At 44.7% G+C, this 24,422-nt stretch carries 26 protein-coding genes, 1 tRNA gene and 2 pseudogenes; 13 read left to right on the top strand and 16 right to left on the bottom strand.

What is annotated here, in order from left to right:
* Nucleotides 1-81: 81 nt before the first annotated feature.
* Nucleotides 82-774 (bottom strand): CpsD/CapB family tyrosine-protein kinase, encoded by a 693-nt coding sequence (locus M654_RS03885; protein WP_179115685.1) that lies wholly within the window; start codon nucleotides 772-774, stop codon nucleotides 82-84.
* The gene (locus M654_RS03880) at nucleotides 764-1,507 is read right to left on the bottom strand and encodes a YveK family protein (protein ID WP_026588855.1); all 744 of its coding nucleotides are present in this window, start codon (nucleotides 1,505-1,507) and stop codon (nucleotides 764-766) included. Before M654_RS03880 ends, M654_RS03885 begins: the two co-directional genes overlap by 11 nt.
* A gap of 236 nt (nucleotides 1,508-1,743) precedes the next feature.
* Here M654_RS03880 and slrR point away from each other — a divergent pair, with 236 nt between their 5' ends.
* Nucleotides 1,744-2,202: an HTH-type transcriptional regulator SlrR gene (gene slrR / locus M654_RS03875; protein ID WP_026588856.1), complete on the top strand. Its 459-nt coding sequence runs from the start codon at nucleotides 1,744-1,746 to the stop codon at nucleotides 2,200-2,202.
* 423 nt (nucleotides 2,203-2,625) lie between these two features.
* A complete protein-coding gene (locus tag M654_RS03870; protein ID WP_026588857.1) occupies nucleotides 2,626-3,150 on the top strand; it encodes an NAD(P)H-dependent oxidoreductase in 525 nt (174 codons plus the stop codon).
* Between the two features lie 48 nt (nucleotides 3,151-3,198).
* On the opposite strand, the gene M654_RS03865 is transcribed toward M654_RS03870, so the two are convergent.
* Nucleotides 3,199-3,534 (bottom strand): winged helix-turn-helix transcriptional regulator, encoded by a 336-nt coding sequence (locus M654_RS03865; RefSeq protein ID WP_026588858.1) that lies wholly within the window; start codon nucleotides 3,532-3,534, stop codon nucleotides 3,199-3,201.
* Between the two features lie 174 nt (nucleotides 3,535-3,708).
* On the opposite strand from M654_RS03865, the gene M654_RS03860 reads away from it, so the two are divergent.
* The 3 genes from M654_RS03860 to M654_RS03850 all read left to right on the top strand — a co-directional run bounded on the left by M654_RS03860 (nucleotide 3,709) and on the right by M654_RS03850 (nucleotide 8,240).
* Entirely contained in the window at nucleotides 3,709-4,803 is a 1,095-nt protein-coding gene (locus M654_RS03860; RefSeq protein WP_026588859.1) for an NADH-dependent flavin oxidoreductase, read from the top strand.
* A 356-nt stretch (nucleotides 4,804-5,159) separates the two neighbouring features.
* A complete protein-coding gene (locus M654_RS03855) occupies nucleotides 5,160-6,614 on the top strand; it encodes a glycoside hydrolase family 68 protein (protein WP_026588860.1) in 1,455 nt (484 codons plus the stop codon).
* A 78-nt stretch (nucleotides 6,615-6,692) separates the two neighbouring features.
* Nucleotides 6,693-8,240, top strand: a complete 1,548-nt coding sequence (locus M654_RS03850; RefSeq protein ID WP_026588861.1) for a glycoside hydrolase family 32 protein — start codon at nucleotides 6,693-6,695, stop codon at nucleotides 8,238-8,240.
* Nucleotides 8,241-8,501: 261 nt separating this feature from the next.
* Here the strand turns inward: M654_RS03850 and M654_RS03845 are convergent.
* Nucleotides 8,502-8,744: pseudogene (locus M654_RS03845) on the bottom strand (DUF1433 domain-containing protein); the annotation flags it as partial.
* 600 nt (nucleotides 8,745-9,344) lie between these two features.
* Here M654_RS03845 and M654_RS03840 point away from each other — a divergent pair.
* A complete protein-coding gene (locus tag M654_RS03840; protein ID WP_026588862.1) occupies nucleotides 9,345-9,806 on the top strand; it encodes a hypothetical protein in 462 nt (153 codons plus the stop codon).
* A 133-nt stretch (nucleotides 9,807-9,939) separates the two neighbouring features.
* Here M654_RS03840 and M654_RS03835 read toward each other — a convergent pair whose 3' ends face one another.
* Both M654_RS03835 and M654_RS03830 read right to left on the bottom strand, forming a co-directional pair.
* Complete coding sequence (locus tag M654_RS03835; RefSeq protein WP_163170544.1) at nucleotides 9,940-10,095, bottom strand: hypothetical protein; 156 nt, start codon at nucleotides 10,093-10,095, stop codon at nucleotides 9,940-9,942.
* 303 nt (nucleotides 10,096-10,398) lie between these two features.
* Nucleotides 10,399-10,474: transfer RNA gene (locus M654_RS03830), tRNA-Arg, on the bottom strand.
* A gap of 251 nt (nucleotides 10,475-10,725) precedes the next feature.
* Between M654_RS03830 and clpP the strand changes: the two genes are divergently transcribed.
* Nucleotides 10,726-11,322 (top strand): ATP-dependent Clp endopeptidase proteolytic subunit ClpP, encoded by a 597-nt coding sequence (gene clpP / locus M654_RS03825; protein WP_026588863.1) that lies wholly within the window; start codon nucleotides 10,726-10,728, stop codon nucleotides 11,320-11,322.
* A gap of 79 nt (nucleotides 11,323-11,401) precedes the next feature.
* Here clpP and M654_RS03820 read toward each other — a convergent pair whose 3' ends face one another.
* Nucleotides 11,402-11,977, bottom strand: coding sequence for an LOG family protein (locus M654_RS03820; protein ID WP_026588864.1), 576 nt, complete (start codon nucleotides 11,975-11,977; stop codon nucleotides 11,402-11,404).
* A 65-nt stretch (nucleotides 11,978-12,042) separates the two neighbouring features.
* Between M654_RS03820 and M654_RS03815 the strand changes: the two genes are divergently transcribed.
* On the top strand, nucleotides 12,043-12,411 hold the full coding sequence (locus tag M654_RS03815; protein WP_051290436.1) for a MazG nucleotide pyrophosphohydrolase domain-containing protein: 369 nt from the start codon (nucleotides 12,043-12,045) through the stop codon (nucleotides 12,409-12,411).
* Nucleotides 12,401-13,381 (top strand): HD domain-containing protein, encoded by a 981-nt coding sequence (locus M654_RS03810; RefSeq protein ID WP_026588866.1) that lies wholly within the window; start codon nucleotides 12,401-12,403, stop codon nucleotides 13,379-13,381. Before M654_RS03815 ends, M654_RS03810 begins: the two co-directional genes overlap by 11 nt.
* 36 nt (nucleotides 13,382-13,417) lie before the next feature.
* Here M654_RS03810 and M654_RS03805 read toward each other — a convergent pair whose 3' ends face one another.
* Both M654_RS03805 and M654_RS03800 read right to left on the bottom strand, forming a co-directional pair.
* Nucleotides 13,418-15,037, bottom strand: coding sequence for a SulP family inorganic anion transporter (locus M654_RS03805; protein ID WP_026588867.1), 1,620 nt, complete (start codon nucleotides 15,035-15,037; stop codon nucleotides 13,418-13,420).
* Nucleotides 15,038-15,054: 17 nt separating this feature from the next.
* On the bottom strand, nucleotides 15,055-15,651 hold the full coding sequence (locus M654_RS03800; protein ID WP_026588868.1) for a beta-class carbonic anhydrase: 597 nt from the start codon (nucleotides 15,649-15,651) through the stop codon (nucleotides 15,055-15,057).
* A gap of 381 nt (nucleotides 15,652-16,032) precedes the next feature.
* Between M654_RS03800 and M654_RS03795 the strand changes: the two genes are divergently transcribed.
* Nucleotides 16,033-17,004, top strand: a complete 972-nt coding sequence (locus M654_RS03795) for a 2-hydroxyacid dehydrogenase (protein ID WP_026588869.1) — start codon at nucleotides 16,033-16,035, stop codon at nucleotides 17,002-17,004.
* 19 nt (nucleotides 17,005-17,023) lie between these two features.
* On the opposite strand, the gene M654_RS03790 is transcribed toward M654_RS03795, so the two are convergent.
* Nucleotides 17,024-17,623: a flavin reductase family protein gene (locus tag M654_RS03790; RefSeq protein ID WP_026588870.1), complete on the bottom strand. Its 600-nt coding sequence runs from the start codon at nucleotides 17,621-17,623 to the stop codon at nucleotides 17,024-17,026.
* 91 nt (nucleotides 17,624-17,714) lie between these two features.
* On the opposite strand from M654_RS03790, the gene M654_RS03785 reads away from it, so the two are divergent.
* Nucleotides 17,715-18,437, top strand: coding sequence for an ArsR/SmtB family transcription factor (locus tag M654_RS03785; RefSeq protein ID WP_026588871.1), 723 nt, complete (start codon nucleotides 17,715-17,717; stop codon nucleotides 18,435-18,437).
* A gap of 135 nt (nucleotides 18,438-18,572) precedes the next feature.
* On the opposite strand, the gene hxlB is transcribed toward M654_RS03785, so the two are convergent.
* Both hxlB and hxlA read right to left on the bottom strand, forming a co-directional pair.
* On the bottom strand, nucleotides 18,573-19,130 hold the full coding sequence (gene hxlB / locus M654_RS03780; protein WP_026588872.1) for a 6-phospho-3-hexuloisomerase: 558 nt from the start codon (nucleotides 19,128-19,130) through the stop codon (nucleotides 18,573-18,575).
* A gap of 4 nt (nucleotides 19,131-19,134) precedes the next feature.
* Nucleotides 19,135-19,767, bottom strand: a complete 633-nt coding sequence (gene hxlA, locus M654_RS03775; protein WP_026588873.1) for a 3-hexulose-6-phosphate synthase — start codon at nucleotides 19,765-19,767, stop codon at nucleotides 19,135-19,137.
* Between the two features lie 175 nt (nucleotides 19,768-19,942).
* On the opposite strand from hxlA, the pseudogene M654_RS23765 reads away from it, so the two are divergent.
* Nucleotides 19,943-20,206, top strand: a pseudogene (locus tag M654_RS23765) (winged helix-turn-helix transcriptional regulator); the annotation flags it as partial.
* A gap of 60 nt (nucleotides 20,207-20,266) precedes the next feature.
* Nucleotides 20,267-20,605: a winged helix-turn-helix transcriptional regulator gene (locus M654_RS23760; RefSeq protein ID WP_026588874.1), complete on the top strand. Its 339-nt coding sequence runs from the start codon at nucleotides 20,267-20,269 to the stop codon at nucleotides 20,603-20,605.
* Between the two features lie 792 nt (nucleotides 20,606-21,397).
* On the opposite strand, the gene M654_RS03765 is transcribed toward M654_RS23760, so the two are convergent.
* Genes M654_RS03765 through M654_RS03750 form a run of 4 tightly spaced genes read right to left on the bottom strand, consistent with a single transcriptional unit; the run spans nucleotide 21,398 to nucleotide 24,422 of the window.
* Nucleotides 21,398-22,159: an arylamine N-acetyltransferase gene (locus M654_RS03765; protein WP_026588876.1), complete on the bottom strand. Its 762-nt coding sequence runs from the start codon at nucleotides 22,157-22,159 to the stop codon at nucleotides 21,398-21,400.
* Between the two features lie 48 nt (nucleotides 22,160-22,207).
* Nucleotides 22,208-22,465 (bottom strand): HPr family phosphocarrier protein, encoded by a 258-nt coding sequence (locus M654_RS03760; RefSeq protein WP_026588877.1) that lies wholly within the window; start codon nucleotides 22,463-22,465, stop codon nucleotides 22,208-22,210.
* A gap of 24 nt (nucleotides 22,466-22,489) precedes the next feature.
* Complete coding sequence (whiA, locus tag M654_RS03755; RefSeq protein ID WP_026588878.1) at nucleotides 22,490-23,440, bottom strand: DNA-binding protein WhiA; 951 nt, start codon at nucleotides 23,438-23,440, stop codon at nucleotides 22,490-22,492.
* A 28-nt stretch (nucleotides 23,441-23,468) separates the two neighbouring features.
* On the bottom strand, nucleotides 23,469-24,422 hold the full coding sequence (locus M654_RS03750; RefSeq protein ID WP_026588879.1) for a gluconeogenesis factor YvcK family protein: 954 nt from the start codon (nucleotides 24,420-24,422) through the stop codon (nucleotides 23,469-23,471).

The following is a 24,422-nucleotide window of genomic DNA, read 5'->3' as shown; positions in this document are numbered from 1 at the left end:
CTGCCCACAACAGGGCCGAGTGCCTCCATTGATAAAGGCAAGGAGACATCGCCTGAAAGCGGCAGCGCCGCTTTCCATGTATTACATTGTTGCGTAATTATATTGACGGGCTTTTTTCACTTTCCGTCCGTTTAAGACGGCGCCAAGCAGCTCGCTTTTTGAAGAATGAAGCGCATCCCGCGACTTAATTGCGTTATCGAGCTTTGTTTTTCCGCTCAGGATGACAAGAACGCTGCCATCCACTTGATTCGCCAAAATTTGCGCGTCAGCCACCGGCAAAAGCGGAGGTGAGTCAAAGATGACCAGATCATATCGGCTGTACGCTTCTGTAAGCAGCTCTTCCATAGCCTGGGACGAGAGAAGCTCTGACGGATTCGGCGGAATCGGACCGCTTGTCAGCACATGGAGATTTTCCGCCTGGCTTTCTTGAACGACATGTTCAAGACACGTTTTTTTCATCAGAATATTCGTCATCCCCGACTGGTTGTTAAGCTCAAAGATCTTATGAATCGTCGGCTTTCTTAAATCCGCATCAATCAAAAGAACTTTTTTCTCCTGCTGTGAAAACACAACCGCCAAGTTTGAGGCGGAAAACGACTTTCCTTCTCCTGGAAGGCCGGAAGTGATGAGCAATGATTTGAACGGCTTTTCAAAAGAAGAAAACTCAATATTCGTTCGGATCGTCCGGTACTGTTCGACAATCGGGGCATTCGGCTGATGCAGGGCAACAAGTGCCGACTGATATTTGCGAGAGCGTTTTTTTCTAATAGCCAAGCGGCTCACTCCTTCCCGTTTTCACGCGGATGTTCGAATCGTGATCTCCGCGGAACCGGCTTTTTTTGTGTTTCATTTGTTCAATGCTTCCCAAATAGATGAACCCGGCCTCTTTTTCCACTTGAGACGGGCGCGCTACCGTGTCGTCGATAAAATCAAGGAAGAATGCCAAGGCGATTCCGGTCATCAAAGCGGCACCGAACGCCAGCAGCATATTCAATTTGTAATTCGGCCTGACAGGACTCGGAGAATCGACGACTTCAGCCTTTGACAGCACAGTGACACGGTCGGTGTTCATGATGTTTTTGATCTCTTTTTTGAGAACGGCCGTTAAAGTGTTCGCGATTCCGGCCGCCCTTTTCTGGCTTTCATCTTGAACGCTAATATTGATAATCTCCGACTCGCTTTCAGTGCTCGTTGTAATTTTCTCGCTTAAGCTGGCCGCTGAATACGGCAAATCAAGCTCTTTTTTAACTTGTTCGAGAATCACCGGGTTTTTCAGCAGCGCCTGAAACGTTCTCGTGTATTGCAGGTTGATTTGAATATCGCTGAAAGTGGCACTTCCCTTTTTCTCATTGACTAAAATCTGCGTTGATGCCTGATAGACAGGGGTCAGCACAAAGTACTGAAAGATGCCGCAAGTCAATGTTGAACATATTGTCAAAAAAAGAATGAGAACGGTTCTTTTTCGTATAATCGCAATCAGTTCTCTAAAATTAATGTTTTCCTTCATGCTTGACTGCCTCCTCAGGAATGCCGTTTGTTAATGATTGGATTATAAAAGAAAAAATTTGAATTGAAAAATGCTGAATTTAGCTATATAGTTCTTTTTAGAGAACAAATTCGTTCGTTTTCTTTTGTTTCCTGTCGATATCTTAAATTTTTGAATTTTATAAAGAACAAATAATTTCTTATAATGAACAAGTAAGCGTTTTAAACTGAATGGCTAGGGGAAGGGGAGGAAAGAGCATGATCGGGAAAGTCATCCGAATGTACCGTAAGAGAAAAGGCTACTCCATCAACCAGCTTGCGGATATAGCAGGTGTATCAAAATCGTATTTAAGCAAAATTGAACGCGGAGTTCACAGAAACCCGTCCGTTGAATTTCTTAAAAAAATCTCCCGGGCGCTGAAAGTTGATTTAAAGGAGCTGTTCGATACCGAAGTCATCCTTTACCGGCGGGCTGAGCATGAAGATGAGTGGAGAACCCATTTGGTGCAGGCCGTACAAGCTGGTATGAATCAGGAGGAACTGTTTCAATTTACACACCGCCTCAAACAAAAAAAGAAAGAGCGGCACCTTTACCGAAACAGGGAGCTGACACAGGCCAACATTGACGAATGGAGAGCCCTTATGCTTGAAGCGAAAGAAATGGGACTGACCGTTCAGGAGATTGAGAATTTCCTCATGAGGACAAGAAACCATTAGTTTACAGCACTCATTCATTTTTAAGAGCTTTTGACTTTAAACCCTTCATACAGATGCTTTAGTTGACGCAGCAATCAGTCAATCCAAATCAAATCTGCTAAAAATTCCGAATTGTCATATTTATATAATGTTCCCATCAACCGAATGACATACGTCTTTAGCTCCGTTTTCACATGTTTGTCTTATTTACTCAGATGGCGGTCTTTAACCACTCAGTGCTTAAAGACTTTTTGCTCATGTTCATATATAAAGGAAGAAACTCGGATCAAGAGGCTCCTCCCTTTCGGCTCAATGCGCCAAATGCCGGATATAAAGTGACCTTTGTCACCTGACGATTCCTTTGACAGAGGGCGATGCTTTTTTGTTGTGCCGACTGCGGTGAATCTATTAGAATGAAGAAAATGGAAAGCAGGTGATGAATAGATGAAAGTATTAGTGATGGCGTTTCATCCGGATATGGAACAGTCGATTGTGAACAAAGCCTTGGCGAAAGGGCTGCAAGACGAACCGGTTGTTACTTTCCGCGATATGTACAAGGAATATCCAGACGAGATGATCGACGTGGAAAAAGAACAACGTCTCTGTGAAGAACACGACCGGATCGTATTTCAATTTCCTCTTTATTGGTACAGTTCACCACCGTTATTAAAAAAATGGCTGGATCATGTCCTGCTTTACGGCTGGGCTTATGGAACAAACGGGACTGCGCTTCGCGGCAAGGAATTCATGGTCGCAATTTCCGCGGGGGCTCCTGAAGAAGCCTATCAGGCAGGAGGTTCGAACCACTACTCCATCAGCGAACTGTTACGCCCTTTTCAGGCGACAAGCAATTTTATCAGCGCAACCTATCTTCCGCCGTACGTGTTTTACGGAGCCGGTTCAACCGGTGAAAGCGAGCTCGCCGAAAGCGCGAAAACATACAGAGATCATCTTTTGAAATCATTTTAGATCGAAAAAAACCCGACTCTGAAAAGTCGGGTTTCGTTATTTTTTCGGCTATCGTTCACGTTCATCCATCCACTTTTCCCCCCACGCGGCCATCTCTTTAAAGATGCTGTGGAACGCTTTACCTTTTTCTGTTAATGCATATTCAACAGTAATAGGAACCGTTGGGAACACCTTCCGGGAAATCATACCGCTTTCTTCAAGATGTCTTAATGTGTCAGTTAATCCTTTCGTGTTGACGTTTCCCAAGTTCCTTCTGAGCTCGTTGAATCGCCGCTTGCCCTGAATGAGTTCGGCGAGAACCAAAAATGACCATTTGCCAGAGAAAATTTTCAATACATCCTGAATTAAAGAAGAGCATTTTTTATGGTCGACAGCTGAATACATAGCAATTCCTCCATTGCCTCATTCGCCAATTTTGACTTGATCCTACCATATGGACGCCAGAGCATTCAAGAGAACGATCTTACGGTTTATTTTTATAAAGCATATATAAAAAAATTGCGTTCTTGTGGAGCCTCCCGGTGGTTGCTATTGTTATATCAAAAAGGAGAAAAAAACATGAAAAAACAATACGCTTCCTTATTCAACCCGTTTACTTTTAAAAACGGAATCCAATTGAAAAACAGGATCATCATGCCGCCAATGGGGCATTCATCCTCATTGCCGGGAGGATTCATTTCTGATGACGAACTGGTCTATTATGCCGCGCGGGCAATAGAAGTCGGGATGGTCATCACATCTGCGACAACCGTACAGCCCGGAACCGGATTTCCCGGCATCCCCGGAGCTGAGAACGATGAGCAAATCCCAGGATTAACCCGGCTTGCAGCCACTTTAAAGAAACACGGAGCAAAAGCAATCCTGCAGCTGTTCCATTCCGGAGCCAAAGGTATAGAACGAACAGTCAGCGCCAGCGCTGTCGCTCCGAATCAACCGAATGCACCTGTACCAAGAGCGCTGTCTGACCAAGAAATTCAAGACCTTATCCATTCTTTCGGCCAGGCGGCGCGAAGAGCGATCGAAGCCGGGTTTGACGGAGTCGAAATTCACGGTGCAAACGGGTTTCTCATCCATCAGTTCTTCTCCCCTTATTACAACCGGCGCAATGACAGCTGGGGCGGCACTTTAGAAAAACGGATGAGGTTTCCGCTTCAGATCATAGAAGAAATCAGACGCGTAGCGGAAAGCTGCCATAAACCATCCTTTATCATCGGCTACAAATTTTCGCCCGAAGAGCCGGAAACACCTGGAATCACGATGGATGAAACGTTGTCTTTCGTCAATGTACTGCGGGAACAAGCATTGGATTACCTGCACGTTTCTCTCATTGATTTCCGGTCCTTCCCGCGCCGTGGTGCAGACAGATCCCGCACAAGGATGGAACTGATCAAGGAAGCCGCCGGGGACCGCATCCCCCTGATCGGAGCCGGGCAAGTACACACACCGGAAGACGCCCTTCAAGCGCTCGAAACAGGAGCCGATCTCGTCGGAATCGGGCGGGGACTTCTGATGGATCCGGAATGGCTTCAAAAAGTCCAAGCCGGAAAAGAGGCCGATATTCAAACAACCCTGTCAAGACATGATCAGCGAAAGCTCGTGATTCCAGACGCCTTTTGGGAAACTATACCGATGTATATTGATTTCAGCGATTGACGATTTCCCCCCTTATATGGACTATAGATTCATATAAAAAAGGTGTCTTTTCACTTATAATTGATGTCATTTGCAAAAAAATGGATGATAAAAGAGGAACTTAGACCAGTTGAGTCCTAGACATGAGTATATTAGAATGATGGTAATTCAATAACGTCGGGATTGTTACTGTTCATCAGGCAAGACCTAAAATGTGTAGAGGGCAAAGTCTATCTTTCGCCGTGCATAACCTTACACATTTTAGGTCTTTTTTCTGCTCTTTTAAGGGTTGCAATCCTGCGAATAGGGGTGATGATGGGGCGAAGCTTATTTTTAAGACATATGCACACGATCAAAAATCAAAAGGAGGAATTTCGATGAACATCAAAAACATTGCAAAAAAAGCTACAGCATTAACCTTTGCAGCAGCATTGCTCGCTGGAGGAGCGCCGCAAGCTTTTGCAAAAGAAAGCGGAACAAAAGATTACAAAAAAAGCTACGGATTTTCCCATATTACAAGGAAAGACATGCTGAAAATCCCTGAGCAGCAAAAGAGTGAACAATTTAAAGTACCTCAATTTGATGCAAACACGATTCAAAACATTCCTTCGGCAAAAGCTTATGACGGTTCAGGAAAGCAGTTTGATCTAGACGTGTGGGACAGCTGGCCGTTGCAAAACGCCGACGGGACAGTCGCTACATACCATGGCTATCAGCTTGTTTTTGCTTTAGCAGGCAACCCGAATAATGTCGATGACACATCCATCTACATGTTCTATAAAAAGGAAGGCGAAAAATCAATCAACAGCTGGAAAAACGCCGGCAAAGTGTTTAAGGACAGCGATAAATTCGATCCCAACGATCCATACCTAAAACTTCAAACACAGGAATGGTCAGGCTCTGCAACACTGACAAAAGACGGAAAAGTCAGATTGTTTTACACTTCTTTTTCAGGCAAGCAATACGGCAAACAAACACTGGCGACCGCACAGGTTAATTTCTCCCAGCCAGATCGCGATTCACTGAAAATAGAAGGTGTCGAGGATTACAAATCCGTTTTTGACGGCGGTAACGGCACAGTCTATCAAAACATCCAGCAATTCATTGATGAAGGCAATTACAGTTCCGGCGACAACCATACGATGAGAGATCCGCATTATGTTGAAGACCATGGCCACAAATATCTCGTTTTTGAAGCCAATACAGGAACAAAAACCGGCTATCAAGGGGAAAATTCTCTCTTGAACAGAACCTACTACGGCGGAAGCAAGAACTTCTTCAGGGAAGAAAGCAGCAAACTGCTCAACGGTTCGAAGAAAAAGGATGCTTCTTTAGCAAATGGAGCGCTCGGAATCATTGAATTAAACGATGATTATACATTGAAAAAAGTCATGAAGCCATTGATCGCTTCCAATACAGTGACAGATGAAATCGAACGCGCCAATCTCTTTAAAATGAATGGCAAATGGTATCTGTTCACTGACTCAAGGGGCTCAAAAATGACCATCGACGGCATCGGCGAAAAAGACATCTACATGCTCGGGTATGTATCCGATTCTTTAACTGGACCGTTCAAACCGTTAAACAAAACCGGACTTGTGCTGCACATGGATCAAGATTACAATGACATCACATTTACTTACTCACATTTTGCAGTGCCGCAAGCCGAGGGCAACAATGTCGTGATCACGAGCTATATTACAAACAGAGGTATTTCAACCGAACACCACAGCACGTTTGCACCAAGCTTTTTGCTGAAGATCAAAGGATCGAAAACATCCGTTGTCAAAAACAGCATTCTTGCGCAGGGACAATTAACAGTGAACGAATAAATCAACAGAGGAAAATGCCGGTGAATATCGGCATTTTCTTTTCGTATGTCATCTAAGAAAATAAAGCGGGGAATTTGCTTGAAGAAAACAGTATATAAGCGGATCAGCATTTTAACTGTTTGTCTTGGAATCTTCATGGTGATGATGGCTTCAGTCCGGGACTCGGAAAAAAGAGGAGAACACTCGGGCACTCCGGAATATCGGGCGGCATTCCATTTGACAACGCCTGACAAATGGAAAAACGACCCACAGAAGCCTGTCTATTTCAATGGAGAATATCATTACTATTATCTCTATAATCGCGATTATCCGGACGGCAATGGGACGGAGTGGCGCCATGCGGTGTCAGACGACCTTGTGCATTGGAAAGATGAAGGTGTCGCCATCCCGAAATATACAACCAAAAATGGTGATCCATGGTCCGGCTCGGTTGTTGTCGACTCACAAAACACGGCGGGATTTGGCGAGGACACGGTCATCGCCATCATGACACAGCCTTCGGCCGATAACGGAAAAGAAGAGCAATTTTTATGGTACAGCAAAAACGGAGGAAAAACATTTAAGCCTTACAGTGATGAACCGGTTTTGCAAAATCCGGGCACCGTAGATTTCAGAGATCCGAAAGTGATTTGGGATGAACAGGATCATAAATGGGTCATGGTTCTTGCGGAAGGAGAGAAAATCGGTTTTTACGAATCTGCCAACCTGAAAGAATGGCGCTATACAGGAGGATTTCAGACACGGAATATCGGCATTATAGAATGTCCTGACCTCTTTAAGATGCGTGCAGATGACGGGACATACAAATGGGTGCTTGGCGCCAGCGCCAATGGCAAAGCTGACGGAAAACCGAATACGTATGCATACTGGACAGGCAGCTTCAATGGAACGGAATTCTCTGCAGACGATGAAGAGCCCCAGTGGCTGGACTACGGCTTTGACTGGTATGCGGGGGTAACGTTTGAGGACGGTAAGGCCAGCGACCCGTACGGCAAACGCTATGCTTTGGCATGGATGAACAACTGGGATTATTCAACCCGCACGCCGACATGGCGGGAAGGTTTTAACGGCACCGATTCGATCGTTCGCCAAATTCAACTAAAACGAAAAGGCGGCAATTCTTATACTCTCGCCTCTCAGCCGATCGACCAATTGGATGAGCTGACCGTTTCAACCGATGAGTTCGAAAAAATGAAGGTGACCGGTTCAAAAACGCTCCATGTCAAAGGCGACACTTATCAGCTTGAAACGGATATCACATGGTCTGATCTCACAAATGTGGGATTGAGGCTCAGGGAATCAGCAGATCGAAAGCGTCATATCGACACAGGCATTTTTGTTGAAGGCGGATACTCTTATGTGAATAGAGGAGCTACTGGACAGCCGGACAGCACCCGCACGTTTATTGAAAGCAGAGCCCCCTTTGACCCGAACAAAAAAAGAGTTCATTTGACGATTATCGTAGACAAAAACACGATTGAAACATTTATTGATGACGGCCAAACGACACATTCAAATCTAGCATTCCCAGGCATCAATGATACAGGCATCACACTCTTTGCCGAAAACGGGACAGCCGTCTTTGAAAATCTGAAAATCAAACACTTTCGTTCGGTTCGCGATTAGGGAAACGGGTGTCCTTGGGCACCTGTTTTTTTAATGCTAGATTTAGGGTGGTATACTAGAGTGATGCTGTTTTTGCGATAATTAAAATTCTTTGGCATTTTTAACAAGAGATCGAAAATGTGATAAATAAAAAGGCCTGATTTCTGTATAATTCAGTCCTACCCAAGTTCTTCAACAAAAATAACCAATCTAACTATTTGAGTTACTTCACAAAAAAATAGCATTTGATTTTAACTATCAGAAGTAACAGAATGACAGGCTTTATTTTTCTTCTGCATCTACAGATGAGCTACCTATTTTATCACCTACTGGATCATATAAGCCATCGAACTCTTTAGATTTATCACCGTTCAAATAACCTTTCACGGTAATAGCTCCAGTTGAGTCAATAAAGCAATCATCATAGTACGTAATCTTTTCTATCCCTTTGTATTCTTTATGTAGGTATTCAGCCATCCTATTTTCCGCCTTCTCAAAAAGAGCAGATTCTTCTTTCTTTACATCCCGTGGTCAATTGGAGTGCTTAAGAAAAAGGCATGTACCATACGGCAGATCATTTTTATCATTTATTTTAGATGAAAGTGAAAATGCGATCGAAAATGATTGGTTTGAAGTATAAAAAAGACAAGGACGGCAAATGCCTAACCCTTGTCTTTTCACAGTTTACCAGACGCGCTCAGAGGGATTCGAACCCCCGGCAGACATGGTACCGGAAACCTAACCCGATTTTATATCCGTTCGAGCATCCGCAACCCTTTACAGACACTTATTGCGATTAACGGTCTCGAAATTAAGAACAGGGCGAATGGGGAATCGGCGAAAAGTGCGAAGTCCTGTACGATCTTCCACTCGCATTTCCTGTCGGGTTCCATTATTAACAGGGGATTAAATGTGCCTATTGAAGAATTATTTCATGTCGAGGAAATAGGAGAAAATAAAAGTTGAGTTGACAGCCGGAGAGTTCGTCGCTTTAAAGGTGATTGCGCAAATTTGCGAATACTTAACTGTCCGGTCGTCCAATTTGAACGCGTCGATTAATCTTGTGGAAAAGGAAACACGATGGCAATTTAAAGAAAGTAACTTTAGAGAATTAGGAGTGATTTTGTGACTAAAACATTTGAAGATTATTTATCTGAATTACAAACAGATATGGTCGATATTTGTCTTGAGTATGTTGATAATCAGGCAGATGCTGTTTATATTTATTGTTCATATGAACCAGATATGTATGCATTTGATGTTTTTTATAAAATAAATGGCAAGTATGTGTATAAGCATAAGATTAACGATGCAGTAGAAGATAGTGAGAAATACGATACATCAGAAAATCGGCAAGAGGCTGTTTTAGATATCGGGATTGAAAATTTAAAAGAAATCCATAGTAAATGCACTGAATTTGACCATGAGATGCCTACAGAAATAAAATTAATTTACGATGTAAAGCAAAACAGTCTGAAGGGTAACTATAGATACGATTTAGTATATTCAAATGATGATGAGCTGTTACCTGATGATATTTTTGACTTATGGTTTGAAGAAGTGAAAAAGTCTGATGAAGAAAAGTAGTTTATAAAGACGGAATTCAAAATAAGTTATGATCAAACAACAATCGAATACTGTTTCCGAACATGAAATTAAGGCCCAATTAAGGTGCCTTTTTAGTGTGCGAAAATAGAACACGCAAAAATCGGATTCGGCCTTAGAGCGCCAACAGATTCAGCCGTTTTTGGCGGTTGTCTGTGTCTTCTTCTTTGGACGGCATTCTTTTTCCGATCCGCCTTCTCTCCGTATTTGTCAGCCCTTTTCCGTAAAGAATCTTTGGCGAGCTTTTCTCCGTACTGATTGACGAATACATGCGTTAAAGGTACCGAATACTCCGACATTTCCGTAAGTAGCTGCTTCAGTTCTTCCCATTCCGTCCCGTCTCGCGCCGATTCCTGACACCTTTCCTACGTTTCAAAACGGCCACAACAAAAAACCTCCCGGATTTATTTATCCGCGAGGTTGCGTTTGCTGAATCGGACTATATCGTTTTAGGTGATGCGAACCAACCGATTTTGGCCGGTCACATTTCGCTCCGGTTCGTGTCCATTCGGACCCTTTTCGCTTTAACGGACCGTCGGAAAATGTTGATCTGACGGGGCTAAAACGTATATGACGCGCTCGGAGGGATTCGAACCCCCGGCAGACGTGGTACCGGAAACCACCGCTCTATCCAGCTGAGCTACGAGCGCATATTTTTTAACGTCAGCAATACATATTATAAGGGCTTATCTTAAATAAGTCAATGCCAGTATCTTTAAATTTGTTTGCCTTTATCCCGATTTGATGAAGGATTTTTGCCGTATTGTTTGAATTTAATTGAAAGTGGGAAAAATAAAGCCCAGTATGTCTTTTGATGAAGACTGCTTTTTGTTTGACCTTTATTGACCAAAAATGTATGATAAAACTACATACTTACCTTTTAAGGTGAAGGAGGAGCATTATGAATTTAATACCTACAGTCATTGAACAGACGAATCGCGGGGAAAGAGCGTATGACATTTACTCACGCCTGTTGAAAGACCGCATCATTATGCTGGGATCGGCAATCGATGACAATGTTGCGAACTCCATTGTATCACAGCTTTTATTCCTTGAAGCTGAAGATCCTGAAAAAGATATCAGCATCTACATTAACAGCCCTGGCGGCTCAATCACAGCCGGTATGGCGATTTATGACACCATGCAGTTTATCAAGCCGCAGGTTTCTACGATTTGTACGGGAATGGCGGCATCCATGGGTGCGTTCCTTCTTGCTGCCGGTGAGAAAGGGAAACGCTATGCCCTTCCAAATAGTGAAGTGATGATTCACCAGCCGCTTGGAGGCGCCCAAGGTCAGGCGACTGAAATTGAAATTGCCGCGAAGCGCATTCTTTCATTGCGCGACAAGCTGAACAAAATCCTTGCTGAGCGCACAGGACAGCCGCTTGAAGTGATCGAGCGCGATACAGACCGCGACAACTTCAAAACGGCCGAAGAAGCAAAAGAATACGGCTTGATTGATAAAGTGCTGACACGCAATGTCGACTCGCAAAAATAAGTCAAAGAGCTGCCGATGGCAGCTCTTTTCTTATAAGCATTTTGCCGGCTTCCCCCTCATTTCCTTATGTAATGAATCTTTAAAAATCCTTCCACTTTTTCTCTAACACCGGATAATGATAATCATTCATCTTCCCGATCAATTCATCCGGACTTTCGGAAGCATGGATCAGCTGAAGGTGTGATTCGTTTGAAAAGCCTTCTTGGATGCTGTACTTCAGCATTTGCATCAGCGGTTCATAGTAATTGTTCACATTGTAGAGTCCAATCGGTTTTTGGTGGATGCCGATCTGCGCCCAGCACAGCACTTCAAACAGCTCTTCAAATGTACCGAATCCGCCGGGCATCGCGATGAAGCCATCGGCCAATTCACTCATTTTTGCTTTGCGCTGATGCATGCCCTCTACTTCAATCAGCTCTGTCAATTGCTGATGGACAACTTCCCCTTTAAAAAGTCCCTTCGGCATGACACCGATCACTTCCCCGCCATTTTCCAGTACGGTATCCGCAATCACACCCATTAATCCCATTCTTGATCCTCCGTAGACAAGCCGGATCCCTTTTTGGGCTATGTAAGCGCCGAGCTCGGCCGCTTTACTTCTGTATTCCGGATTCGCTCCCATATTTGACCCTGAATATACGCATACCGTTTTCATCCCATTCACTCCAACTCAATATACTGATTAAAACAATTAACATTGTACTATATATTGTTCATTTCATGTGCGATAATATAATAGAATTTTTTGAATGGGAGTGTTTATTAGTGTTAACAGATGCGGAACAATGGACGAAAGCATTTTATCAAAAAAGGGGATGGAGCGAATACGGCCCTTTCATCCGCATGGGTTTTCTGATGGAGGAAACAGGTGAGCTGGCAAGGGCTGTCAGGACCTATGAAATCGGCAGAGACCGGCCGGACGAGGCGAAAAAGCCGGCGCTTCAATTAAAACAGGAGCTTGTCGAAGAGATGGGCGATGTCATGGGAAACTTGATCATGCTCGCCGGCATTTACGACATCACATTGGAAGAGATGATGGAAGCCCATCAAAAAAAACTGACGGAAAGATTCCGGCAGGATGAAGATTGATGACCGCCTTTACGGAAAAGCTGATCTGGAACCTGTGCTCATCGATTTAATCGATTCAAACGCACTTCGGCGGCTTAAAGGCATCCATCAGGGCGGAGCATGCTTTCTCGTCAATCCTTCATGGAACATCAGCCGCTTTGAACACAGCACCGGTGTGATGCTATTGATTCGGAAGCTCGGAGGCAGCCTTGAGGAACAAATCGCCGGCTTGCTTCACGATGTTTCCCATACGGCATTTTCCCATGTCGTTGATGATGTATTTCAGATGGAAAATGAAGATTATCATGAGCGTGTGTTTGACAAATGGGTCAGGCATTCTGATATACCGGACATTCTCCATACATACGGATTCAGCTGGGAAGAGATTTTAGGTGACGTCAAAAAATGGACATTGCTCGAACAGCCCGCTCCGGCGTTATGTGCAGACCGGATCGATTACACGCTTCGCGATTCTTATGCTTACGGCTTTGCCGCCAAAGAGGAGATTGCCGAATTTATACGAACGGGGATGACCGTATTTGAAAATGAAATCTGCTGTACTTCAGTCGAGCATGCCGAATGGTTCACACGCCTTTATTATCGGGAAGTGACCGGCTTTTTCATGGATCCCCTCAATGTATATGCCTTGCACACGCTCAGCCGGCTGTTGCAGCAGGCGCTGGAGACAAAACTGATCAGTCGTGACGATTTTTTTAAGACCGACAGGGAACTGCTCGCGACGCTTAGGCAGGAGTCCCGCTTCAGAGACAGGATGGAAAAGCTCGGTATGGCCCAAGCGCATGTCAAACAAGGCAGCAAGGACGATTTCACCGTTCATCAAACATTAAAAGTACGCTGGATCGACCCAAAAGTCGTCGCTCACGGCTGTAAAGTCCCCGCTTCCGCTCTTTCGGAGAATGTGCGTTCGATGAAAGAGACGGCTGTTGCTGTAATGAAAAAAGGCGCTTTTGTCAAAGCAAACGATCAATAAAAAATCGCCTGTTATCGAAACAGGCGGTTTCAACGATTATGTCACATCAAAGATTTGTTCAGGCCGGTCGACAAAATGCTTTTTACCGATTTTATGAAACAGGCCTGTTTTATGCAGAAGCTCACGCGGCTGCTGCTGAAGGCCGACAATCATGACCCTTCCGTTTTGCTGATGAACGCGATCGACAATCGTCATCAGGCAGCCTTCTGCTGACGAATCCATATAATCTACTTTATTCATCATCAAAATTAACAGTTTTGGCGGGGGATTCTTGTCCAAAATCGAATCGACCAACGAGTTTGATGAGCCAAAAAAGAGCGGGCCTTCGACCGTGTAGATGCTGACTGAGCGGTGAAACTTCTTTTCCTCCGCTGTGGCAGCCGCTTGAATAATCGATTCTGACGCATCCCTCTTAATGCGGAACGACTGGCTCATCCGCGCGATAAACATGATAATCGCCAGAAGGATCCCGGCGGCCACGCCAAATACAAGGTCCTGCCATACCGTTAAAAGAAAGGTGACGACAAGAACGACGGAATCGGAATTTTTAATTTTCAAAATATTAACGAACTCTTTCCGCTCGCTCATGTTCCAGGCGACAACCATTAAAATCGGCGCCATGCTTGCAAGCGGGATCAGTGAGGCATATGGCGCAAACAAGAGGAGAACAAGGAGAACAAACACGCCATGGACGACTCCCGAAACCGGTGAAGCAGCTCCGGTCCTAATATTTGTCGCCGTGCGGGCAATCGCGCCTGTCGCTGGAATGCCTCCAAACAGCGGCGCCGCCATATTCGCAATCCCCTGCCCGACAAGCTCTTTGTTGCTGTCATGTCTTGTCCTTTTCATATTGTCGGCCACCATTGCGGAAAGCAGTGACTCAATTCCTCCAAGCATTGCAATCGCAAGCGCCGGCGGAAGCAAATAGATGATCTTTTCCAATGACAGTTCCGGAAACTGAAAGCTCGGTAAACTGCGCGGGATCTCTCCGTATGCGGAGCCGATGGTGACCACTTGTTCCGGAAACAGCATGGTCGCCATCACCGTCGATATGAAAAGGCCGGCCAGCGCACCTGGCACTTTCGGCAAAATCTTCGGTGTAAAAAGCACAAAGAAGAGGGATACAACAGCTGTCAAAACGCTGTAAAAACCGATGGTATCGAGATTAATGACGATCTCCCTCATATTCATATAGAAGCTTTCATGCTTCTCGACATCTTTTAAGCCTAAAAACTTTGCGATTTCCCCGGTAAAAATAATCACTGCTATCCCGGCTGTGAACCCGATAATGACGGGGCGGGGAATAAATTTGATCACCTTTCCGAGCTTCAGCAGCCCCAACATGACCAATATCGCTCCAGCCATAAAACCGGCGATTAACAGATTCTCAAATCCATATTGCAGCACGATTCCGAACAAAATCGGCACAAACGCGCCTGTTGGCCCGCCTATCTGGTATTTCGATCCCCCAAGAAGAGAGATTAAAATCCCGGCGACGATCACGGTGTAAAGGCCGTGCTCCGGCTTCACGCCTGAGGCAATCGCAAAAGCCATGCCGAGCGGAATCGCAACGACGCCTACAACCGTCCCTGCAACAATATCTTTTTGAAACCGTTTCAGGTTATATCCTTCAAATCTGCCTGAAAAACGTAGCATTCATCCAATCCTCCCCATCACGTTCTACCTATACCTGAGAGTGGTGCATCTTCCTGAACATATCCATCTTCTACAACTTCCAAACGGCCGGTCCTTGGATCGATCACCAATCCATGAACGGGAACATCCGGCGGCATCAGCGGATGATTCCGCACCATATTGACGCTGTGTGAGACACTGTCTTCTACACTGGCAAAACCCGTCATCCACGACCGCAAATCGACCCCGGCGTTTTCTAATAGTTCCAGGCAGTCCTCTCCCACTCCCCGCTGTTTAGCCTTTTCGAGAATAGATGAAGCATTTAGACTGGCCATGCCGCATTCATGATGGCCGATGACGCAGACTTCTTCGGCCTTCAGTTCATAAACGGCAACAAGAATGCTGCGCATCACGCTTCCAAAAGGATGAGAAACAACGGCTCCCGCATTCTTGATAATTTTTGCGTCTCCATTTTTCAACCCCATAGCATGATGGAGCAGCTCCAATAAACGTGTATCCATGCATGTCAAAATCACAAGCTTTTTCTCAGGAAATTTTGTCGTTTCGTAAAACTTGTACCCCTCTTCCTCTACAAAAGACTGGTTGTGTTTCAAAATGGAAGATAAATTAGCCATTCTTCTCTCACTCCTTTTCATAGTCATATGACCTTGATATTGTTACAGACGCATTATAGCACATGGATCCTGCCTTTGGATTTGATTCCAAAAATTCACTAAAAATGTACTGAAAATTTTTAAAAATCAAATTTTATATCTTTCTAAAATAATAAAATCTACGCTTTTCTTCACCTATAAAAACAAAACTGGAAACAAATTAGGAAAGTAAACTTTTGGATTTATAGTCATATTCATGTATTAAAATAAATTAAAAAATTGAAACAATAATTTATGAATATGTGTTTCTTAAACAAATGATCTGATAGTCCTGTGTTTTTGCAAAATCCGTTTTTCCTCTATAATGGCAGTAGATCTTATTTTTCGAAAGGGAGAATGCAGATGAAGCCGTTTGTATACGTGACAAAACCGATACCGAAAGAGATTGAGGAGCTTCTCAGCAAAGCTTGTACATATGAAATTTGGCCGTCGCGGGAGCGTATTCCCAGGGGCACGCTGCTTGAAAAAATCGGGGAAGCGGAAGGTCTCTTGACGTCCGGAACAAAAATTGATCGTGAATTATTATCCTGTGCACCGAAATTAAAGATCGTCAGCAACAATTCCGTCGGCTATGACAATTTTGATATTGAAGCGATGAAAGAGAATTCTGTCATTGGGACGCATACACCATACATTCTTGACGATACCGTCGCCGATCTCGCCTTTGGGCTGATTCTGGCTTCAGCTCGCCGAATCGCTGAGCTTGACCGCTATGTCCGTCAAGGCAAATGGACCAAGTCCGAGGATGATGAAACATTGTTTGGAAGCGATGTTCATCATCAAACACTCGGTATCATCGGGATGGGACGCATTGGCGAGCAGGTCGCCAAACGGGCCGCCTTTGGCTTTGACATGGAGGTCCTTTACTACAATCGCAGCCGCAAACCGGAGACCGAAAAGAAAACGGGCGCCGTGTATACGGATTTTCATCAGCTTCTGGAGCGTTCAGATTTCATCGTTCTGATCACACCGCTTACAGAGGAAACATATCACCTCATTGGAGAACGCGAATTAAAGCGGATGAAAAAGTCGGCCATCTTTATTAACATCTCCCGCGGCCAAACCGTTGATGAAAAAGCGTTAATCAAAGCGTTGGAGGAAGGATGGATTAAAGGGGCGGGGCTTGATGTATTTGAAAAAGAGCCGATTGCCGGGGACAATCCGCTCATCAGTCTTCCCAATGTCACACTCCTTCCCCATATCGGCTCATCCACCCGCATCACTCATATCAACATGCTGAAATGCGCCGCAAAAAACATGATTGACGGCCTTGAAGGAAGACGGCCGCAGAACATTGTGAAAGAATTGAGATAGCCGTCTGGCGATACGCAGCTCAGGCTCGAAACGTCTTACCAAGCTCATCGCCGAGTCTAAAGTAATGTCTGAAGTTATAAATCAAAGGGCTCCACTTCTGCGGATCAATGTGATTTCCCTCTTTGATAATGCGCTCATGTGCATGGACTTTCAGCACTTTTGTTTCGATGACTGCGAAGAATGGAGAATGTTCAGGAATCCGGATGCTCGCGGCCTCGGCTTCGATTTGAAGCGGACATTCAGCGATTCTATCAGGCTTGACCGACAGGGAAGGAGCCGGCATAAAGCCGCTTGCCGCAAATTTTCGTTTGTGAAAAGTGAAGCCGAGCCGTTCTTTGTCTTTTGGGACGGGATGCTTGCCGGTTAAAGGAGCGAGTTGCTCTACGTTTCTCCATAATGATGGATCAGGTACATTGATGACACACTGTCTTTCCCTCTGGATGTTTTCAAAGGCCTTTCCTGAGGTGCCGGCTCCGAGCACGATGCAGTCCCCGAGCGCCCAGGAAGATGAAAGCGGACTGATATTTGTTGAACCGTCTTCATTCAGCGTGCTGAGCAAAATGACAGGCGTCCCGTAATATAAAATACTTGGCTCGATCTCTTTGATTGTTTGGTTCATCTCTCTCTCCTCCTATCATACTTTCATTGTAATTCATCATTCATTCGATTATCATCGAAGTATCGATTACATTTTAGGAGGAGGAAACGTGATGAACGCTCATCCGACGAAAATGGCCGAGACCGCAAAGCTTGTCAGCGATTCTTCGCGGGCAGCCATGTTAACCGCACTGCTCGATGACCGCTTCTATACGGCCAGTGAGCTTGCCGGCTTTGCTGGTATTAAGCCGCAGACTGCAAGCTTTCACCTTTCCAAGCTGGCGGATGCCGATATGCTGTTCTGCCAAAAACAAGGCCGGCATCGTTATTACCGCCTGAAAAACGCAAACATTGCCCAAGCGCTGGAAGGTCTTCTGAACATTGCACCCCCCGGCGAGATTCGCTCCCTCAGGCAGTCAGCCGAAGATCAAGCGCTCCGAAAAGCGCGGACATGCTATGATCATCTGGCCGGGACACTCGGTGTCATACTTGCTGAACGGCTTGTGGAAATGGGATTTTTGCAAGAAGAGGAGAGCGCTTTTGCTGTGACTGAAAAAGGCGCCGCATGCTTCAAAGAACTGGGTATCGACATTTCCCAAGTCCGAAGAAAGCGCCGCTCCTTTTGCCACAAGTGCCTCGATTGGAGCGAAAGACGGCACCATATTGCGGGAGCTTTAGGGGCCGCATTGCTGGACTTATTTTTCCGCATGGATTGGATCAGGCGCCGTCCGAAAACAAGAGCTGTCACCGTCACGCCTAAAGGCGAAAAAGAACTGGAACGCGTTTTCGGCCTTTCAATAAAAAAAGAGCTGTCCCAAAAGATCATAAGAAATTGACCTTTTGGGACAGCTTTTTTCTACGTTTTCCATACTGATTCTAAGCAGTATGGATTCATCCGACCTCATTCCTTCCGGGAAGGCGCGTGTTGTGAACGAAATGGCCGATGGTGTACAAAGGACAGACCCCTGCAATTATTCTAGATTGGCATGTTTTCCATACATTTTATTTGTATCTAATCCCTTTTTCTCCATCAACCTTAAGATAACCGCATCATAAAAAAGCAAAAGGGTTTGCTCAAATAGTGAGCCCATCGGTTGAATGGTTTGATAATCGCTGTTGGTTCGGTCTTTGACTGCCCCGGGTAATTGAATGGTGAAATGAGCAAGCTTTCCAATCGTTGATTCCGGTACTAATGTAACAGCGGCAATTGTTCCGCCAATACTTTTTGCCTTTTCAGCAATGGTAACCAACCCCTTCGTTTCACCTGAACCTGAGCCGATCATTAAAATATCATGTTCTTCAAAGTTCGGCGTCACCGTTTCACCTAAAACATAAGCGTCGATCCCCATATGCATCATTCGCATCACAAAGGATTTTGCCATAAATCCTGATCTGCCGGCTCCAGCCACAAAGATCTTTTTGGATTCAAGAATTTTGTCTACTAATGTTTCAGCTTCCTCATCAGCGATTAAACCTACTGAATGATTGAGCTCCTTCATGATTTCCTGTAAAAATTCAGTAGTCTTCATCGGATCAACCTTGTTGAATCATGTCTTGCATTTTGGCTGCAACAGCTTTTTTATCTTCCTGCCCAGCGATTCCCCCGCCGACAATAACCAAATCCGGTTGGGCCTTGATCACTTCTGGCAATGTTTCCAGTTTAATTCCGCCGGCGATAGCTGTTTTAGCATGTTGAACAACACGTTTAATAGTTTGAAGATCTTCGAATGAGTTCTTACCGACGGCTTGAAGATCATAGCCCGTATGTACACAAATGTAATCGACGCCGAATGTATCTAGCTCTTTTGCCCGCGCTTCGATATCTTTCACCGCGATCAAATCAACAAGAACCTCCTTCCCTTGCTTTTTCGCTTCTTCAACAGCTCCTTTAATCGATTCATCTTCAGCCACGCCTAGAATCGTCACGATATCCGCATTTGCTTCGGAAGCTTTCTGTACTTCATACGCTGCAGCATCCATTGTTTTTAAGTCTGCCAATACTTGCAACCCGGGGAAAGCTTCTTTTATTTCTTGAACAGCTTTAAGCCCTTCAATTTTAATAATGGGTGTACCAATCTCTACGATATCAATATGTTCTTCTACCTCTTTGACGACTTTCTTCGCTTCCGGAATGTTGACAAGATCTAACGCTAATTGTAATTTCATTGATTATTCCTCCTGCTGGTCAAATTTTTATCCTATCCAGATAAATCAAATCACTAAATCTTCTATATAGAAATTTGTCATCATCTATAATAGATACAAAACCTTATTTATGTAAGTAGGCACTTTTTTCTGATATAGTATCTTAAAATAGACTAATGCAAGAGAGAGGGATGGGATGATGACGAAAACAATCAAAGGAATATACCCTGAAAAAGAATTAACATTGTCTATCCTAGAGGGAAAATGGAAACTGACTCTTTTATGTCATTTAGGTTTAAAAGGAACAAAACGCTTTTACGAGCTTAAGCAATTAACACCTAAAATCACACAACAAATGTTAACGAATCAGCTGAGAGAATTAGAGAAAAACGGACTCATTCATCGGGAAGTGTATCGCGTTGCGCCCCCTAAAGTAGAGTATTCCTTAACAGAACAAGGGAAAAGTTTATTGCCCATTCTAGATATGTTATATGACTGGGGAAAAAAACATTTAGAACAGATGAAGGAAAAAGATGACGGCATGTATTCTGAGAAGAAACTAACATTGTCTGTTATAGAGGGTAAATGGAAGCTGATTATTTTATGTCATTTAGGCTTAAAAGGAACAAAGCGATTTGGAGAACTTAGAAAACTCATTCCGGCTATCACAAAGAAAATGTTGACGACTCAACTTAGGGATTTGGAAGAAGACGGACTCGTTCATCGAGAAGTATATCCAGTTGTTCCCCCTAAAGTAGAATATTCCTTGACAAAACAAGGTGAAAGTCTATTTCCAATTCTCAAAGCATTAGAAGATTGGGGTCACAATTATATGGAACAACATTGTGGAACACGATAAAAGGTTGAATGATCCTTAATATGGACATCGGGCTATCGGAGTACATCCAATTACGCCGCCGTGGCGTCCAGTTAGAAGAATGATGAGAAATGATGCGTGTTCGAGTTTCGTTTAAATAGCAAGATGTGAACAAGTACATTACGAAAATCGCCAAGTGGACTATCATCCGGTGTATGAGGCACGAAAAGAAAAGGAGCATTAAAAACGGAAAAGCGAAGAAGGCCGAACGCTTTACCAAAAAGATGTGGGGAGCGCATCTGGTTATGTCAAACAAACCGCGGCGTCCGAAGACTACACCACACCTTTGTGCAAAGTGGACATCAACATCGAGCTTAAACTTCTCGCCGTGAGGAAATGAGTGACGGATGACCATCGCTCAGATACAAAAAAACAAAAGCTGGCGAATCGCTCGATATGGTTCACCAGCTTTTATTTTTACTTTATTAAATATAATATGATGTCAAACGGCCTGTTCATACACCTTCCGAGCCGTATAGTAAGCGGTCTTGAAGATAAAATAAACGTCGATGTCGGCTGCTGCGCTCAACATCAGATTGGAGCCGAGCATATTGCTGAGCACTTTATACGCAGGGAGGCGGCATGGATCCGACGTCAAACGGGATCAAAAACAGAAACCCCATTTGTTTTTCGGTAATCGCCCGATCCTTTTTTGTTCACACCGAATCTTCTCAAGACAAACACTTGTATTCTCGTATCTTCTTGTGGATGACCTGAGAGGCGCCTGAACGAAAGAAGTTTTTTGACGGGTGCCGGCATGCCGGCTAAGCTATGCTATTCATCAAAGAATATATCTTTAAAAATGTTTGCAAATTCCCCGTCCTTCACCTTTTCTTTTGTCACCCCGTATTCCGTATGCTTTGTCAAATGATCCTTTGACAAAATCACTTTTCCGTTCTTCGTCAGTTTGGATGCGAGCGGCTTTTGATTAAATGGTGATCCTTCATCATCAAAAATGACATCGCGAACGCTTGCGAGCACTTTTTCATCGATCGGCTTTAATGTAAAGGCATACCCCTTCTGCCAGCCTTCACCTTTATTCATTTCAAGAAGATAATCGCCTTTATCCGTCTTGGTCTTTCTGACGCGGTAAGCCCCCGTTTTCGAAGTGACGGTTTCTCCTGAAAACGGGACAGGTGCAAGCGGAAGATTGGTGCCGAAGCCCGTGTCAAGGAGATAAGTATCATGGCCTTCCCGCAGGACAACGGCGACATGTGTTCCTGTCAGCGTCCATGTTTGCGTATCTTCTTTGAAGACCGTTCCCTGAACCAGCTCAACAGAAAAACCAATTTCCTTCAGAATATAATATAAAAAAGCGTTTAAATCATAGCATAATCCGCCCCGCTGATTGTTGAGCAAGGCGTCCGCCAAACCTTCTTTTGTCATCGGTATCCGTTCCTTGTTTAAAACCGCACTGTTTTCAAAAGGAAACTGAAGGGCCATTAATGATAAAAATTCAGGCAGATCGGCAAATGTCACAGGCTGATTGGACCGGTATCCGATCCTCTTATAGAGCGAATCGAGCAGAGCCGTCATCATGATTCCCCTTTCACTTTGAATAAAAAGCCAAACCCCGAAAGAGGTTCAGCTTTTTTCTTGAACATATGCGGTCAACGTATCAAGGGCTTCCTGTTCATCGGTTCCGTCGGCGATGAGCGTGACTTCCGCCCCCGAACTGACAGCAAGGCTCATCAGCCCCATGATGCTTTTCGCATTCACTTTTTTCTCTCCCTTTTCGAGAAAGATATCTGATTGAAAACGGTTGGCTTCCTGAACAAACAGTGCCGCCGGCCGGGCTTGCAGGCCTGTTTTCAAAAGAATTTCCACTTTTTTTTGCACCATACGATCTCCCCCATTCCCTGCAGATTATTTCAAAGAGACAGATTGTCCTGAACGCAGTTGTTCTGCGATTTCATCCAGTTTTCTGAGGCGGTGATTGATGCCCGATTTGCTGATTTTCCCGCTCGTCATCATTTCCCCGAGCTCCTTTAAGGTCACTTCCTGGTAATCGATGCGGAGCTGTGCAATTTCCCTCAGCTTTTCGGGCAAAGCATCAAGGCCGATTTTTTCATCGATGAATTTAATGTTTTCAACCTGTCTGAGCGAAGCGCCGATCGTCTTGTTTAGATTAGCCGTTTCGCAATTGACGAGACGGTTGACAGAATTTCTCATATCGCGCACGATCCGGACGTCTTCAAAGCGAAGCAGAGAATTGTGTGCGCCGATGACATTTAAAAATTCTGTGATCTTTTCCGCTTCCTTCAGATAAGTGATATATCCCTTTTTCCGCTCGAGTGTTTTGCTGTTCAAATGAAAAAGGTTCATGAGGCTGCATAATGAATCGTTATGCTCTTTGTACATCGAAAAAATTTCGAGATGGTAGGAAGATGTCTCCGGATTGTTGACAGATCCTCCGGCTAAAAACGCACCTCTCATATAAGACCTCTTGCAGCATCTCTTCTTGACGAGGTCTTCCGAAATGCTTCTGACGATGACGAAGTTGTCTCCGAGAATTTTTAAGTCTTCGAGAATTGATTTTGCGTTTTCGATCAGGCGCACGATGTACACATTGTTTTTTTTCAGTCTCATTTTCTTTCGCACCAGCAGCTCGACGGATACGTCATATTGCTTCTTGAGCAAAGTATAAATCCTTCTTGCAATGGCCGCGTTCTCGGTTTGGACATCGAGAACCACTTTTCGGTTTGAAAAAGACAATGAACCGTTCATCCGAATGAGGGCAGAAAGTTCCGCTTTAGCGCAGCAATCCTTTACTTCAAGGTTTGTAAGTTCTTTTTTCGTTTCCGATGCAAATGACATTTTTTAGACACCCCCATTCCAAGGCCTGCTATTCTTTTAACAAATCAACAAGAAGCGAAGCGACTTTATGTGTATCATGGCGGATGACGCCATTCTCATACGTGACAATCTGATCCTTGATGACTTCAAGCCCCATCTCGGTCAGATCGTCAATGTTGAACTGTACGGGCTGAGCCTGTTCTTTTGCATATCTTTCCCGGATATCCCCGGGAATTTCCTCGCTGTTGACAAGGATCGTATCAATAAACGGACTTCCCAAATGCTGATTAAGCGCTTTGACATGGTCGGCAGCGCTGTAATATAGCGTTTCGCCGGGCTGTGTCATCACATTGCAAATATAGACCTTTTTAGCCGCTGCGTTTAATATTTCCTCCCCTATTTTCGGGACGAGCAAGTTCGGCAGAATGCTCGTGTACAGGCTGCCGGGTCCAAGTATGAGCAGATCAGCCTCGCGTATGACTTCAATTGTTTCCGGAACAGGCTCGATCTTTTCCGGGGTTAGAAACACCCTTTTGATCCGCCGGCCGTAGGACGGTATGGTCGACTCGCCCGATATGATTCTTCCGTCATCCATTTCCGCATGAAGTACAACGCTTGTATTTGCAGCCGGGAGCACTCTGCCCCGCACATTTAAGACCTTGCTCATTTCGGTGACGGCGTGAAAGAAATCACCGGTTATATTCGTCATCGCCGCCAAAATCAAGTTTCCAAGCGAATGGCCGAGCAAATCGCCGCCTTTGTTGAAGCGGTGCTGAAACAGGTCTTCAACGAGAGGTTCAACGTCGGAAAGCGCGGCCAGCACATTCCTGACATCCCCGGGCGGGGGAATGGACAGCTCATTCCGCAATCTCCCGGAGCTGCCGCCGTCATCAGCGACCGTCACAATCGCCGTAATGTCGACCGGCTGGTGCTTTAATCCCCTCAGCAAAACAGAAAGACCTGTTCCGCCGCCAAATATCGCGATTTTTTTCTGATCAGCCAT

The organism is Bacillus sp. NSP9.1 (genome assembly GCF_000465465.2).
Classification (GTDB): Bacteria; Bacillota; Bacilli; order Bacillales; family Bacillaceae; genus Bacillus; species Bacillus sonorensis_A.
This window is presented reverse-complemented; position numbering and strand designations above follow the sequence as displayed.

Bases quoted from the DNA above. Each gene is read 5' to 3' on its own strand.
- M654_RS03795 (WP_026588869.1), top strand. From the start codon at position 16,033: ATGAAGCCGTTTGTATACGTGACAAAACCGATACCGAAAGAGATTGAG.
- hxlB (WP_026588872.1), bottom strand. From the start codon at position 19,130: ATGAAGACTACTGAATTTTTACAGGAAATCATGAAGGAGCTCAATCAT.
- M654_RS03820 (WP_026588864.1), bottom strand. From the start codon at position 11,977: ATGAAAACGGTATGCGTATATTCAGGGTCAAATATGGGAGCGAATCCG.
- M654_RS03865 (WP_026588858.1), bottom strand. From the start codon at position 3,534: ATGTATTCAGCTGTCGACCATAAAAAATGCTCTTCTTTAATTCAGGAT.
- M654_RS03805 (WP_026588867.1), bottom strand. From the start codon at position 15,037: ATGCTACGTTTTTCAGGCAGATTTGAAGGATATAACCTGAAACGGTTT.
- M654_RS03880 (WP_026588855.1), bottom strand. From the start codon at position 1,507: ATGAAGGAAAACATTAATTTTAGAGAACTGATTGCGATTATACGAAAA.
- M654_RS03810 (WP_026588866.1), top strand. From the start codon at position 12,401: ATGAAGATTGATGACCGCCTTTACGGAAAAGCTGATCTGGAACCTGTG.
- M654_RS03870 (WP_026588857.1), top strand. From the start codon at position 2,626: ATGAAAGTATTAGTGATGGCGTTTCATCCGGATATGGAACAGTCGATT.
- M654_RS03785 (WP_026588871.1), top strand. From the start codon at position 17,715: ATGAACGCTCATCCGACGAAAATGGCCGAGACCGCAAAGCTTGTCAGC.
- clpP (WP_026588863.1), top strand. From the start codon at position 10,726: ATGAATTTAATACCTACAGTCATTGAACAGACGAATCGCGGGGAAAGA.
- M654_RS23760 (WP_026588874.1), top strand. From the start codon at position 20,267: ATGAAGGAAAAAGATGACGGCATGTATTCTGAGAAGAAACTAACATTG.
- M654_RS03790 (WP_026588870.1), bottom strand. From the start codon at position 17,623: ATGAACCAAACAATCAAAGAGATCGAGCCAAGTATTTTATATTACGGG.
- M654_RS03815 (WP_051290436.1), top strand. From the start codon at position 12,043: ATGTGCGATAATATAATAGAATTTTTTGAATGGGAGTGTTTATTAGTG.
- M654_RS03800 (WP_026588868.1), bottom strand. From the start codon at position 15,651: ATGGCTAATTTATCTTCCATTTTGAAACACAACCAGTCTTTTGTAGAG.
- M654_RS03760 (WP_026588877.1), bottom strand. From the start codon at position 22,465: ATGGTGCAAAAAAAAGTGGAAATTCTTTTGAAAACAGGCCTGCAAGCC.
- M654_RS03750 (WP_026588879.1), bottom strand. From the start codon at position 24,422: ATGGCTGATCAGAAAAAAATCGCGATATTTGGCGGCGGAACAGGTCTT.
- M654_RS03835 (WP_163170544.1), bottom strand. From the start codon at position 10,095: ATGTATTCGTCAATCAGTACGGAGAAAAGCTCGCCAAAGATTCTTTAC.
- whiA (WP_026588878.1), bottom strand. From the start codon at position 23,440: ATGTCATTTGCATCGGAAACGAAAAAAGAACTTACAAACCTTGAAGTA.
- M654_RS03860 (WP_026588859.1), top strand. From the start codon at position 3,709: ATGAAAAAACAATACGCTTCCTTATTCAACCCGTTTACTTTTAAAAAC.
- M654_RS03765 (WP_026588876.1), bottom strand. From the start codon at position 22,159: ATGACGGCTCTGCTCGATTCGCTCTATAAGAGGATCGGATACCGGTCC.
- M654_RS03855 (WP_026588860.1), top strand. From the start codon at position 5,160: ATGAACATCAAAAACATTGCAAAAAAAGCTACAGCATTAACCTTTGCA.
- slrR (WP_026588856.1), top strand. From the start codon at position 1,744: ATGATCGGGAAAGTCATCCGAATGTACCGTAAGAGAAAAGGCTACTCC.
- hxlA (WP_026588873.1), bottom strand. From the start codon at position 19,767: ATGAAATTACAATTAGCGTTAGATCTTGTCAACATTCCGGAAGCGAAG.